Annotated in this window: 9 protein-coding genes and 1 tRNA gene; 9 read left to right on the top strand and 1 reads right to left on the bottom strand. The window is 63.8% G+C overall.

What is annotated here, in order from left to right:
• Positions 1-56: 56 nt before the first annotated feature.
• Positions 57-2,192, bottom strand: a complete 2,136-nt coding sequence (locus QVN30_RS08165; RefSeq protein ID WP_204588231.1) for an LTA synthase family protein — start codon at positions 2,190-2,192, stop codon at positions 57-59.
• A gap of 469 nt (positions 2,193-2,661) precedes the next feature.
• Here QVN30_RS08165 and QVN30_RS08160 point away from each other — a divergent pair, with 469 nt between their 5' ends.
• The 9 genes from QVN30_RS08160 to QVN30_RS08120 all read left to right on the top strand — a co-directional run bounded on the left by QVN30_RS08160 (position 2,662) and on the right by QVN30_RS08120 (position 13,028).
• The gene (locus tag QVN30_RS08160; RefSeq protein ID WP_289836026.1) at positions 2,662-4,722 is read left to right on the top strand and encodes a LuxR C-terminal-related transcriptional regulator; all 2,061 of its coding nucleotides are present in this window, start codon (positions 2,662-2,664) and stop codon (positions 4,720-4,722) included.
• Positions 4,723-5,117: 395 nt separating this feature from the next.
• Positions 5,118-5,876, top strand: coding sequence for a hypothetical protein (locus QVN30_RS08155; protein WP_204571513.1), 759 nt, complete (start codon positions 5,118-5,120; stop codon positions 5,874-5,876).
• Positions 5,876-6,793 (top strand): hypothetical protein, encoded by a 918-nt coding sequence (locus QVN30_RS08150; protein ID WP_204571514.1) that lies wholly within the window; start codon positions 5,876-5,878, stop codon positions 6,791-6,793. Before QVN30_RS08155 ends, QVN30_RS08150 begins: the two co-directional genes overlap by 1 nt.
• Positions 6,790-7,635 (top strand): hypothetical protein, encoded by an 846-nt coding sequence (locus tag QVN30_RS08145; RefSeq protein WP_087200704.1) that lies wholly within the window; start codon positions 6,790-6,792, stop codon positions 7,633-7,635. The genes QVN30_RS08150 and QVN30_RS08145 overlap by 4 nt, the downstream gene beginning before the upstream one ends.
• The gene (locus tag QVN30_RS08140; RefSeq protein ID WP_204571515.1) at positions 7,628-8,356 is read left to right on the top strand and encodes an ATP-binding cassette domain-containing protein; all 729 of its coding nucleotides are present in this window, start codon (positions 7,628-7,630) and stop codon (positions 8,354-8,356) included. Before QVN30_RS08145 ends, QVN30_RS08140 begins: the two co-directional genes overlap by 8 nt.
• On the top strand, positions 8,353-9,009 hold the full coding sequence (locus QVN30_RS08135; RefSeq protein WP_289836023.1) for a DUF5028 domain-containing protein: 657 nt from the start codon (positions 8,353-8,355) through the stop codon (positions 9,007-9,009). The genes QVN30_RS08140 and QVN30_RS08135 overlap by 4 nt, the downstream gene beginning before the upstream one ends.
• Before the next feature lie 218 nt (positions 9,010-9,227).
• On the top strand, positions 9,228-12,122 hold the full coding sequence (gene uvrA, locus QVN30_RS08130; RefSeq protein WP_289836022.1) for an excinuclease ABC subunit UvrA: 2,895 nt from the start codon (positions 9,228-9,230) through the stop codon (positions 12,120-12,122).
• Positions 12,123-12,197: 75 nt separating this feature from the next.
• The gene (ybaK, locus tag QVN30_RS08125) at positions 12,198-12,689 is read left to right on the top strand and encodes a Cys-tRNA(Pro) deacylase (protein WP_289836021.1); all 492 of its coding nucleotides are present in this window, start codon (positions 12,198-12,200) and stop codon (positions 12,687-12,689) included.
• A 264-nt stretch (positions 12,690-12,953) separates the two neighbouring features.
• Positions 12,954-13,028, top strand: a tRNA-Thr gene (locus tag QVN30_RS08120).
• The last annotated feature ends 110 nt before the right edge of the window (positions 13,029-13,138 follow it).

The following is a 13,138-nucleotide window of genomic DNA, read 5'->3' as shown; positions in this document are numbered from 1 at the left end:
GCTCATTTCCGATTTTGCTTGAGAACACGTAGACGGGCACCGTGTTCCCAAGGTGGCTAGTTCACCTTGCGCGCAAAGTTCAGGTACTGCACGGCGCGCAGGTCGTCCACGAGGCTGCGGTACGGCCCTTCCGCGTCGAGGGTGTAGCAGACGCCGTCGGCGCCGCGGTAGCCGTTGGCGCTCAGCGAGACGATCTGCGAGCGGCTGGCGAGCAGCGCCTTCTGATAGTCGGTCAGGGGCGCGCCGATGGCGTGCAGCGCCTGCGCCGCCAGCGCGCTGGCACCGATCTCGCTCTGCGCGCTGACCTGATCGTTGCCGGCGACATCGTAGTTCGCCCAGATGAAATACGTCGACTGGAACAGGCGCCATTGATGCGTCAGCTCGTCTTCGCCGGGATAGAGTGCGTCGTTCAGCGACGTGGTCATGTTGGGCTGATGGTCGCCGAAGAACACGAGCACGACGGGCCGGTCGAGCTGGCGCAGCTGATCCACGAAGTAGGCGAGGTCGCGGTCGGAGGCGTTGATGCAGGTGAGGTACGTGTTGAGCTGAGTGAGCAGCTCCCCGTCCGTCACGCCGGCCGGCGCATACGACGTGAGCTCTTCGGCGGGGACGGTGCCCGCGTCGTAGCCGCTGTGGTTCTGCATCGTGATATCGAGGATGAACTGCGGCCCGTCGTCTTCGGCAAGCAGCTCGAGGATCTTGTCGTAGGTCGCGCGGTCGGTCACGCCGGCGTGATACTGCGGCTCGCCCTCGAAATCCTCCATGGAGTAGAACTCCTCGAAGCCCATCTGCTTGTAGGACAGCGCGCGGTTCCAGTTGGTGGGCGCCTGCGGGTGCATGGCGCGCGCACGGTAGCCGAGCTCCTCGAGCTGCCGGGGCAGGCACTCGATGTCGGACAGGTTGTACAGCTGGTAGGGGTACTTTCCGTTGCCGATGAACGCGATGGAGTCGCCCGTCAAAAACTCGAACTCGCTGTTCGCTGTGCCGCCGCCGTTGACCGAGGTCATGAGCGTGCCGCGCTGCAGGGTGTCGCCCAGCGAGTTGTAGAACGCGGGCCCCGTGTAGCCGGCGTCGAACAGCCCCTGGTACAGGGACAGGTCCGAGAAGCTCTCGTTCATGACGGCGATGATGGTGGGTTGCACCTGCGCGAACTGCTGCTCGGCGGCGATGCGCTCGGGCGTGGCGCCAAGGGTCGCGTCGTAGGCGGCGACAAGGTCCGCCTGGATATCCGCCGCGGTCTCGTCGTCGTAGCCCTCGGGCTCGGGAATGGGAAGGTCCTGGGCGACGGCGATAAACGAGGGGAGGAACCCGTAGGTCTGGTAGGTCGCGATGGGCCACCAGCGGTCATACTCGAACCCCATGGCCTCCTCGAGCTTCACGGTGGAGAACGCGCCCGCCAGGATGCCGAAGACGGCGACGCCGGCGCACAGGTTGCCGACGACGCCGGCGGCGCCGCGCACCACGGTGCGAGGGCGACCGGGCCAGATGAACGAGAGCAGCGCGATCGCCGCGCCCGCGCCCACGAGCGATTCGGCCACGGCCGTGTTGATCTCGTAGGTGTAGTTGCCACTCACGGCGGCCGCGGTTCCGAGGGCGAGCAGGTCGCTCGGCAGGATCGCCGCCGACTTGAACTGGAGGATGAAGTACTGCGCCACGCCGAAGCCCGCGCATGCGACGACGGGGATGACCGCGAGCACGCCCGAGCGCTGACCGATGAAGTACAGCGCGACCATCAGGCTAAACACGACGAGCGTCGAGAGCGCGAAGAAGGCGACGGGGACTTGGCCGGCGCGCTCGTTCCATGCAGCCTCAAGCGACCAGGCGGAGATGATGGCGGCGATGGCGAGCAGCACGAGGTCGCGCAGAAGGCGGATGCCGTGCGCGCCGCCCCCGATGCGCTCGAGCCACGGGGCGACGAACGTTCGCGCGAGCGTCGCGGCGCCCAGAATCTCCATGGCAACGGAGTAGACGATGAGGGTTTTGGCGCTAAATAAGCAGAGTTCGTTGACGCAGAGTACGCCCATGAGGGCGAGTAGACTCGCAAACGGGAGCGGCCACAGGATCATGCCGGGCGTGACGCGCTCGCGCGCCGCGCGCGTGCGCACGACCATGACGACGGTGAACGCGATGAGCGCCGCCGCAGCGGTATATGGAATCGGCGCATATGTCGGGGACAAGATCTCGTCGGTCATGGTGCTCTTTACCGTCAGCTTACAGATTATGTAAGAATCCCACGTCGGCCGCGCCCCGTCAAATCAGCGCGGCGTCGCCGGCGTCTGTAGACAGGTGGTAAACATGTTTCATGCGACCTGTCTACAGACGCGCATATGGTGTAGACAGATGATTGAGACGTTCGATTCGGCGGCCTGAACGCTTCCGGGGAGGCATACAATGCGATCAAACGCCCGCTACATCATATGGTTCGCCCTTCTGATGGGTATGCCGCCGTTCTTTATGCGGACTTCAGCAAATATGTTGTACGACGTCGCTGACATCCAGAGCTTTTCCACGTATTACTGGTTCATGGCGCTTGTGGGTGTGTTCGCCTGGCTGCTGCCCGAGCATGAGATGGGTCATTTGGGGACGGGTTCGTTCCAACCCATCGGCGACCGTGTAGGCCGCCGATGGGTTGGAACGAACCCGTCCCCAAATGACCCATCGATGACCCGATCTGTTCGGGAGCGCATCGCCCGGTGCACTGATCGCATCGGGCTGGGGGTCGCGGCGCTTCTCTATGCCCTGTCGTTTGTGGGCTCTGTCGTGTGGCCGCATCTTCCGCTCGAGGTGAAGCTGTTCTTGCTTGCATTGCCGTTGTGGACGCTTTGCTTTACGGTGCTGCCCCTGTGCTCCGTTATGGTGCTGGTGCTGAGTTTCAGGCGGTACATCCGGCGCGAACCTGAGGACGACAGGGGAGGATATGCCCAAATTCCGCTCATCGGCGCTTGCGCCATCGTAGGGATATTCAGAATGGTGTTGGCGGCCCCGTTCGCTCTTGTCAGCGCATACGCCGTTGGCATCGCCACTGCGAGCGCTGACGTTGCAGCGATGGGATCGCTGCTGGTGCCCGCTCTCGCGCTGTGCGCTCTGGGGGCGGCCGCGGCAAGATGGGGAGGTGCACGAGGATTTGCCACGCTGTTTGCAGGGCTCATGTACGGTGAGGCGCTCGGTCATGTCCTGTTGCGGTTGTTTCCAAATGCCGTCTTTGTGGCGCTCGACCACATACCCCTGTGTGCTCTCGCATGTGCCGCGGTGTTTGCAGCGGGCCTTGCCGCCAGCCGCCTGCTCAAACAGCGCTGCAGGCCCGAGACTCGAGTCGACCACAACGACCATGCGGAGCAGGAATATGAAATACAAAATGCCTGGCGGCTTTCGGATCGAGAGCGCGAAGCCGTCGTGTATGCGCTTGAGGGTGTGAGCTCGCGTGCCGCCTCCGAGTCGATGGGCATCAGCGCCTCCACGGTACGCAACCTGCAGAGTCGCGCGTGGGCAAAGATGGGTGTTTCGTCTGTGGCGGAGGCCCGCGAGCTTGCGCGCCGCGAGGCGGCGCCAGTGGCTGCTGCCGATGCTGACGATGCCCTGTATGCTCGCTGGAGATTTGCGATGGAGGCGCTCGCTCTTTGCGTGTTTGCTGGAATGTTTCCGTGGCATGCGCGCGAGGCGGTGTGGTTCACGCCCCTGAATGTGTGCGCGACGCTTTCGGTCGTCGCGATCGGACCGTTTCTCGCCTCGAGGCTGAGCGGCCCATGGGGCGGCACGATTCGATCGATGCGCATCCGGACGGTCGTGCTCGCCGCATGCATCGTGGCCGAGTGCGCGGCTCAGGCGCTGTGCATCGATGCGCTGCCGATCGTGATGCTGGCGTCGGCGCTTGCGATGGCCGATGCGCTCGTCGTGCTGGACGCGGTGCGGGAGGATTCCGCGTTTCCTGCGGTAACGGCATGCTGCCTGGTTGTTATCGCAGCCGTGCTAGGGCTGTCGCTGTTCGTGTTCTGGAAGGGCTCGGTATGGCCGTTCATCGCCCCCGTTGAGCAGTTTCTTCTGCTCATAGGGTTTCTGGCCGTTTGCACGGTCGGCATGCTCGCCTATCTGGGCCGAACTGCCCTAAGCGTCGCACTTGCCTTGTGCTTGATCGGCTCGATCGCGGCAGCTCAGCTCATTGAGAACTATGCTCTCATACTGGTTGTTCTTGCGGGAGCCGTGGCTGGGATGGTCGTCGAGCTGCATCGTTCGGGATATGTGGGCCGCTTCTCCCACGCTCTGCTCGGCGGGTTGAGCGTCGGCGGCATGATCGGCGTGGGTCCCATCAGCTGGCTGTACGACGAGATGAACATCATGCTCGTGACCGATCGAGTCATCGCGGAGCGGCAGGCGCAGTTGGCGTTCAGCTTCGTGCTCGGTATCGCGGTGGCACTCGCCGCCATCGCGCTCGCGGTGCTGTGGGCAGAGGTCGTCGCGTCGGCGCACCGAGACGCGGTCGGAAACGAGTTCTCGCGTCTGCCCGCCGATCGAGCGGTGAACGCCCTGCGGGCACGGGGGCTGTCGGATTTGCAGGTCGACGTCCTCATAGGATCGCTTGAGGGCAAGACGCTCAAGCAGATCGCCGCATCGGTGAATTACTCTGCGAGTACGGTGTACGCGGTGAGGCGCGACGCGTATCGCGCACTGGATGTCCGCGGGATAAGCGGGGTCCTCTCCATCATCCAGCAGGTCACCGGCCTGTAGACAGCCGCTAGCCCGGCTCGAAGCCCCGTGTCTACAGACATCCTTCCGCTTCTTCTGCATGGTTGTTCTCAAGGCGACAGACGTCGCCACGACCTCTTTCATGGAAGGAGAAGGTTGCATGGGTGGTGCCGATGCGGTAGTCAATCGTGGCCTGAAAGGGCACTTTTGCATCAGGAATCTCGTTTACGAACGGTTTGGGCAATCCGGGGTCGCAAATTCCCAGTTAACAGGATGGGGAATGAAGAACACTGGGACGATCGATGGCGTTTGGAGTCCGGATAGCCTTTATAACTATACGCCTTTGAATGGCTACTGCAACCCGAATATTTGGTAGTTGGCTACAGGGCGGAAGCGCCGTGAGGCGTTTCCGCCATGATTCCGCATTGGAGGGGCCCATGAGAAGGCGTTATCGCGGCGCTGTGCTCCTTGCGGCGACGTGTGTGGTTGGAGCGTCAGCGCAGGTGCTGCACATGTTCGGCCCGACGGGCGCGTCGCACGTGTACGCGGAGGCGTTTCAGGCTGAGCAGGAGCGCGTTGCCGCATTTAAGGCGGAGCATAATAAGGACTACCAGGTCGGCGACGTGTTTGATCTCAAGGGCATCGATTGGAGGCTTCCGGATAACGAGGAATATTCCGGCACCTATCTTGAGACACTGGGTTGGTTCGGGACTCTTGCGTTGAAGGTGTCAAACCTCAGATGGTTCTCTTCTCTCGAAGACGCTGGGCTGGGCGACTGGACCGGCAACCTTCCCACGAATGAAGCGCGCTACCTGTTTATGGACTTGGAGATCACGAATGTCGACGCCTTGTCAGATAATGACGAACTGAGGGATGGGGGCATGATTGCGCTTTGCGCTGATGTGTCGTCGCTCAGTTTTAGGGTTGACGCCGATGAAGAGGGCAATTATGCGCGGGATCTCGTGTACGGAACGCTGATCTATAACAGCGGGGAACCCGAGCAAGACATCATCAATAACCATTCTGTTATCGCCATTCCGCAAGGACAGACGCAAACGGTCACGCTAGGTTGGGCGATTGAGTCGCGTGCCGAAGACGGGTCGTATCCCGTTGACGAGCCGCTTGTACTGTATTTTGGCGATGCTGGCTCTGATGGGCACTGCACAGTGCACCTTGGCGTGCCGGAGGTGGGGTAATGGCCGTGAATTCCATCGCTAGCGCCTCCAAACGTCATCGCGCTTCGCACGTCTTGCGGCTCTGCTCAAGCGAGCTGGAGCGCATGATCGTCTCGCCTTGGTTTGCGGTGCCAGTTGTCGTCTGTTTGGTCTTGGTCGCCCTAAGCGCCATCCTGAATTATCTCTCGTATAGCGAGTGGTACGGGTATGCGGTCCAAAACCCTTCCAAAGGATACGGCATGGAAAGCCGTCTCATGGTCAACTACTGGGTGGGTACCGACCTCAAGCCGTCTTCGGTCGCCCTCTATTTTCTGCTCCCGCTGCTCTGCCTTTTGCCGGGAGCGGGATCGCTGGTAGAGGAGCGCTCATCGGGCTATCAGCAGCACGCGCTGTCGCGCCTGACCAATCGGCGCTACTACGGCGCAAAGGCTTTTGCCTGCTTTATCGCGGCGGGTCTCGTCGCGCTGGTCCCCTTGGTTGCGAGCGCGCTCGCAGCGGCGCTCGTCGCCCCCTATGGGGCACCCGATCCCATCTCGTACGTATTCCTCGCGGTGCCCATTAGTTGGCTCACGCCGTTTCGCGATCTGTACTTTACCCAGCCGCTGCTCTTTTTGGCTGTATGGACGCTTACGGCGTTCCTGTTCAGCGGGATCTGGGCGACCGCTCTGCTCGGTGTGTCGCTGTTTGCGCGCAATGCGACCAAGCTGTTCCTTTGGGGCTTTGCCGCCCAGTTGTTCGTCAACTACGCAACGGTTGCGCTCAGCCGCCTGCTGGTACAGGACGCCTCGCGCTCGCTCGATTTGTTCACCCTTCTGGTCCCCACGGGCTACGAAGGGGTGATCACCAGTTTGGAGGGCATGGCGGCCTCGCTTGTTGTCTACGGTGCCCTGAGCCTGCTGTTGCCCGCGCTGTTTTTCAAGAGGAGGTGCTACCTATGAGGACGCTCAGGCTGTATGCCCGGGACCTGCGGGTGGGCCTACCCTCTGTGCGACCGTATCTTGTTGCGGCGCTGGTCCTGGGCATCGTTTACGGAATTGCCGCTGCGGGGGATTGCGCGTACTCCGGCAACGACCTCTCCTCCTTTACGTTTGCTGACTACGTTGCCTTGACGTTTCAGTTTGCCAACCCTGTGGACCTGTGGCTGCTCATTCAGGGCAGGCCGCTTGCCATCACGTTTCCGTGGTTCTTCTCGTTTGCGGTGCTGTTCGCCGCTACGTTGGAGTTCCCGCGCGCCGATCTTTTGGGTGCAGGATACCGCGGGGTCGTGGCCTCGGGAAGCCGCTGGGCGTGGTGGATCGCAAAATGCGCTTGGGTGTGCACCGTGGTTGCTGCGTTCTGGGTACTGCTCTTTGGGGGACTCATTCTGACGGCTTGGGCGTTCGGTGCGCAGGCTTCAGAATTCATGTCGGAATACGCCATGATTATGGTTCCCTCTTCGTCGTCTGCCAGATACCCCGGCATGTCCATGGTGCCGCTGATGCTGCTGACCGTCCCGATCTGCGCCAGCATGATGCTCGTGCAGCTGGCGGTGTCCGTGCGCGTTGAGCGCATGCCGGGCTATCTGCTGTGCATGGGCGTGCTTTTTGCATCGGGCATGGTGGAGCATCCGCTGCTGCCGGGCAACTACCTGATCTCGGGGCGCTCTGCCGGCGCCTATGTGGAGGGTTTGCCCATGAACGACGGGTTCGCCTTGTCGCTGGCCGTGGCGTGGATCGCCGTGGCGGTGGGTGGCCTGTTGGTTTCCCGTATGACGATCTATGGAGGTTCGCGCGATGAGTGAGCTGATTGTGCGTGAAGCGGAAAAGACGGTACGCGGCATCAAAGTGCTCGATGGGGTCAGCCTGTCGTGTTCTTCGGGGCAGGTCGTGGGGCTGTGCGGGGCCAACGGCTCGGGCAAGACCATGCTGCTGCGCGCGATAACAGGGTTGATGTACCTCGATCGCGGGTTTGTGGAATATGACGGCAAACGCTTGGGCCGAGATATCGATTTTGTCCCCCATGCGGGCGTGCTGATAGAGAACCCCGCGTTTTTGGGCAGGTACACGGCGGTGGACAATCTGCGGTTCATCGCCGCCATGTCGGATGGCGTCGACATGGAGCACATCCGCCGCTGCGTTGCGGCGGTCGGGCTCGATCCCGATGACCGCCGCCGCTACCGGCAGTTCTCGCTGGGCATGCGGCAGCGCCTGGGAATCGCGGCCGCCATCATGGGGAGACCCCAGCTCGTGGTGCTGGACGAGCCGACCAACGCGTTGGACGAGTCGGGCTTCGATCTCATGGGGCGCATCGCGGCCGATATCCGCCGACGCGGAGCCATGGCGGTCGTGGCGAGCCATGATTCGGACGTGCTGCGCTGCATGGCCGACGAGATCGTCCGCATGAAAGACGGTCGGGTCATCGAGTGCGAGACGGTGCGGAAAGCTGGCCCTGCGGGCACGGACGCCGCGCCTGCGCCGCGCTCTCCCGTCCGTCGCCACGCACGGGAGGTGCCTGCTCTATGAGGCGCGTAAAGCTGTTTGTCCTTGTGTGCGCGGCGCTGGTGATCGTCGCTGCGTGCGCATGGCGCATCTACGACGTGAACGCACGGGCGATCCGGTACCCCACGGAGCGCTACGGGATAGGGGACAACGTGGCTCTTGAAGGTGGGTTCTTTGCTGATGCCACGGAGAATACCGCCGGCTATTCGCTGCGCATCGACGGTGCGCAGACCATGTCGTACAACGACTACGTGCGGGCCTATGGTGTCGAGGGGGCGCAAACGGTCGAGGGGCTCGACGAGGCCTCGATCATCTGCCTGACCGTGACCATAACCAACGATTCCGACAAGGCCCCCGACCAGGGAGGGTTCAACATCTCCCTCATGAGCCTCGTCAAACCGGATGGGAGCGGGCTCATGCGTGTTGACACGAAGCTGTGGAGCCAAGCGGAGCCGGCTTTAGCGGAATCTCCCTATGCGGCCTCTACGGGCGTGCTGCCCCATACGAGCTACACGACGCATATTCCGCTTTCAGCCGGTCTGCTGACGCGCGACACGCTTGCCGACCAGGCATCGGGGGGCGTGACTGCGACGTATCATCAGCCGGTGGAGCCGGGCTCCTACGACCTCTACCTGTCCGTCATGCCCACGCGCAAGCTGGTGACGATTGACGTATAGCGCCTGAGGGATGGGTCATTTGGGGACGGGTTCGTTCCAACCCATCGGCGGCCGTGTAGTCCGCCGATGGGTTGGAACGAACCCGTCCCCAAATGACCCATCGATGACCCGAACATGACGTGGGCAATCCGTGGCGGCGCAAAGCACGAACACATGTCCGCATTCAAAAGGGGTAGACTCAAAGGCTGCATATTCCATGGCACGCCGAAAGGGTTCCCATGTCTGATTCATCTATCGTTATCCGCGGCGCGCGTGAGCACAATCTGCGCGACATCGACGTCGAGATCCCGCGCGACGAGCTCGTGGTCATCACGGGTCTGTCCGGCTCGGGCAAGTCGAGCTTGGCCTTTGACACCATCTACGCCGAGGGCCAGCGGCGCTACGTCGAGAGCCTGTCCAGCTATGCCCGCCAGTTCCTGGGCCAGATGGACAAGCCGGATCTGGACTCCATCGACGGCCTGTCGCCGGCGGTGTCCATCGATCAGAAGACCACGTCTAAAAACCCGCGTTCCACGGTGGGCACGGTCACCGAGATCTACGACTACCTGCGCCTGCTGTTCGCGCGCGTGGGCACACCGCATTGTCCCGAGTGCGGGCGTGTGATCGAGCGCCAGACCACCGACCAGGTGGCCGACAAGATCCTCGAGGCGGGGCAGGACCGGCGCGCCCTCGTGCTCGCGCCGGTGGTCTCCGACCGCAAGGGCGAGTTCGCCAAGCTGCTCGACGACCTGCGCCGCGAGGGCTTCTCGCGCGTGCGCATCGACGGCGAGGTCCGCAGCCTCGATGACCCCATCGAGCTCGACAAGAAGTTCCGCCACACCATCGAGGTCGTGGTGGACCGTATCGTTATCCGCGAGGGGAGCGTGGGCCGCATCGCCGAGGCCGTCGAGCAGGCCACCAAGCTCGCGCACGGCAACGTGGCGGTCTACCTGCTGCCCGACCGCGGCGCGCCCGAGGGCACGCCGGGCGACCTGCTCACCTACTCGCTCGCGCTCGCTTGCCCCGAGCACGGTCACTCCATCGACGACCTCCAGCCGCGCGACTTCTCGTTCAACGCGCCCTACGGTGCCTGCCCGGAGTGCGACGGCCTGGGGTTCAAGAAGGTCGTGGATGCCGAGGCGCTGATCGAGGACCCGAACCTCTCCATCGAGGAGGGCGTGTTCGGCAGCTTCTTCGGCAAGTCGAACTACTATCCGCAGATCTTCCGCGCGCTGGCCAAGCACCTGAAGGTCGACCCCGCCACGCCGTGGCGCGACCTGCCCGCCCGCGTGAAGAAGATCTTCCTCGACGGTTTGGGCGACAAGAAGATGCGCGTGGACTACCACACCCAGGACGGCCGCGACACGCACTGGTTCACCAAGTACTCCGGCGTGCGCAACATCCTGTACGAGCGCTACATCGAGACCACGAACGAGAACACCAAGGCGCGCCTGGAGCGCTACATCCGCGAGGAGCCGTGCCGCGCCTGCCACGGCGCGCGCCTGCGCCCCGAGATGCTCGCCGTCACGGTGGGCGACAAGTCCATCCACGACGTGTGCTGCATGAGCTGCCGCGAGTCGCTCGAGTTCTTCGAGGCGCTCGAACTCAACGAGCGCCAGCAGTTCATCGGCGGGCGCATCGTCAAGGAGATCATGGAGCGCCTGCGCTTCCTGGTGGACGTGGGCCTGGACTACCTCACCCTCGACCGCGCGTCGGCCACGCTGTCGGGCGGCGAGGCCCAGCGCATCCGCCTGGCCACGCAGATCGGCGCGGGTCTCATGGGCGTGCTCTACATCCTGGATGAGCCCTCGATCGGCCTTCACCAGCGTGACAACGAGCGCCTGATCGCCACGCTCGAGCGCCTGCGCGACCTGGGCAACACGGTCATCGTGGTCGAGCACGACGAGGACACCATCCGCGCGGCGGACTTCGTGGTGGACATGGGGCCGGGCGCGGGCGAGAACGGCGGCGAGGTCGTGTGTGCGGGCACGCCGGCCGACATCATGGCCTGCCCGGCGTCGCTGACCGGCCAGTACCTCACGGGCCGGCGCATGGTGCGCCTGCCCGAGGAGCGCCGCGACCCCGGGCGCGGCGCGCTCGTGGTGCGCGGGGCGCGCGCGAACAACCTCAAGAACGTGACGGCGAAGATCGAGTTCGGCACGTTCACCGTGGTGACGGGCGTGTCGGGTTCGGGCAAGTCGAGCCTTGTGACCGACACGATCGCGCCGGCGCTCACCAACGCCATCCACCATTCGGCGCGCCCTGTGGGGCCGTACCGCGCGATCGAGGGCATCGAGGAGATCGACAAGGTCATCGACATCGACCAGTCGCCGATCGGGCGCACGCCGCGCTCGAACCCGGCGACCTATATCGGCCTGTGGGACGACCTGCGCGCGCTGTTCGCGAGCGTGCCGGAGTCCAAGGCGCGCGGCTACAGTCCCGGGCGCTTCAGCTTCAACGTGCCCGGCGGCCGCTGCGAGGCGTGCAAGGGCGACGGCCAGATCAAGATCGAGATGCACTTCTTGCCCGACATCTACGTGCCGTGTGAGGTCTGCGGCGGCAAGCGCTACAACCGCGAGACGCTCGAGGTGCTCTATCGCGGCAAGTCCATCTCGGACGTGCTCGACATGTCGGTGACCGAGGCGCTCGCGTTCTTTGGGAACATCCCGCAGATCAAGCGCAAGCTGCAGACGCTGTTCGACGTGGGCCTGGGCTACGTGCGCTTGGGCCAGCCCGCCACCACGCTGTCCGGCGGCGAGGCGCAGCGCGTGAAGCTCGCCAAGGAGCTGCACCGCAAGCAGACGGGGCGCACCTTCTATATCCTAGACGAGCCCACCACGGGTCTGCACTTCGAGGACGTGCGCCAGCTCATCGACGTGCTGCAGCGCCTGGTCGACGCGGGCAACACGGTGCTCGTGATCGAGCACAACCTGGACGTCATCAAGGTCGCCGACCGCATCATCGATCTGGGGCCCGAGGGCGGTAACGGCGGCGGCAAGATCGTCGTGTCCGGCACGCCCGAGAAGGTCGCGGCCTGCAAGGAGAGCTACACCGGCAGGTTCCTGGGCCCCATCTTGGAGCGCGACCGCGCCCGCCAGGCGGGCCATGAGGCGCCCGAGCTCGAGGAGCGCTGAGAGATACGCCGCCGCGCCGCGCCTTCGCGGGCGCGGTGGCGTCTCCGGTCGGGGATTGCGGAAGAAAGGTGTTCGATGAAGGCGGCGAAGCTGCAGAAAACCAATGCGATGCGCGAGCTCGATCGGGCGGGCGTCGCTTATGAGGCGCGCACCTACGAGGACGACGGGGAGGAGGCCTCGGGCCTGGGTATCGCCATCGCGCAGATGCTGGGCGAGGACCCGGACCAGTCGTTCAAGACGCTCGTGACCGAGACGCCGGAGGGCGGGCACGTGGTCTGCTGCATTCCGGTTGCCGAGGAGCTCGACCTCAAGGCGGCGGCGCGCGCGGCGGGGGCCAAATCCCTGTCCATGATGCACGTGCGGGACCTGGTCGGCGTGACCGGGTACGTGCGCGGTGGCTGCTCGCCCATCGGGATGAAGAAGCGCTTCCCGACGCTGCTCGACGAGACGTGCGTGCTGTTCGACACCATCAACATCTCGGGCGGGCGTCGGGGCCTGAGCCTCACGTTGGCAACCGACGACCTCATACGGGTGACCGATGCCGTCGTCGCGCCCATCTGCCGCTAGGAAGCGCTGATTAATAGGCCGATGCCCGCACGGTTCGGGCGCCTCCCGCCTGTCCCGCGGAGCCGCCCTGTCGACTGTACGCTATGGGAACGCCGCCCCATAGCGTACAGTCGACAGGGCGGTGTTCCATATGCGTACGGTCGATCGCCCGGCCGACCCGGCCCGCGGTGCTTGAGGCTCTATATTCAGCGTTTCCCGTAGTTGTGTAGGTCGCTTGTGGGACCTTGCCCGAGAGGGTACCGCTGCTATAATCATGCACCGCACGCCGGCGTAGCTTAACGCTAGAGCATCGGTATAGTAAACCGAAGGTGCAGTGTTCAACTCCTGCCGCCGGCTCCAGAGCACGTTCAGGGCCCTCATCGCGAGGGCCCTTTTTTAGTGCAAATCGGGGGACGTACCTTCTCCGTGCATGTTTGCACGGAGAAGGTACGTCCCCCGATTTGCACTGG

The organism is Collinsella ihumii (assembly GCF_030385545.1).
Lineage (GTDB): Bacteria > Actinomycetota > Coriobacteriia > Coriobacteriales > Coriobacteriaceae > Collinsella > Collinsella ihumii.
Note: the sequence above shows the minus strand (reverse complement) of the source record. Positions and strands in the feature narration are given on the sequence as shown.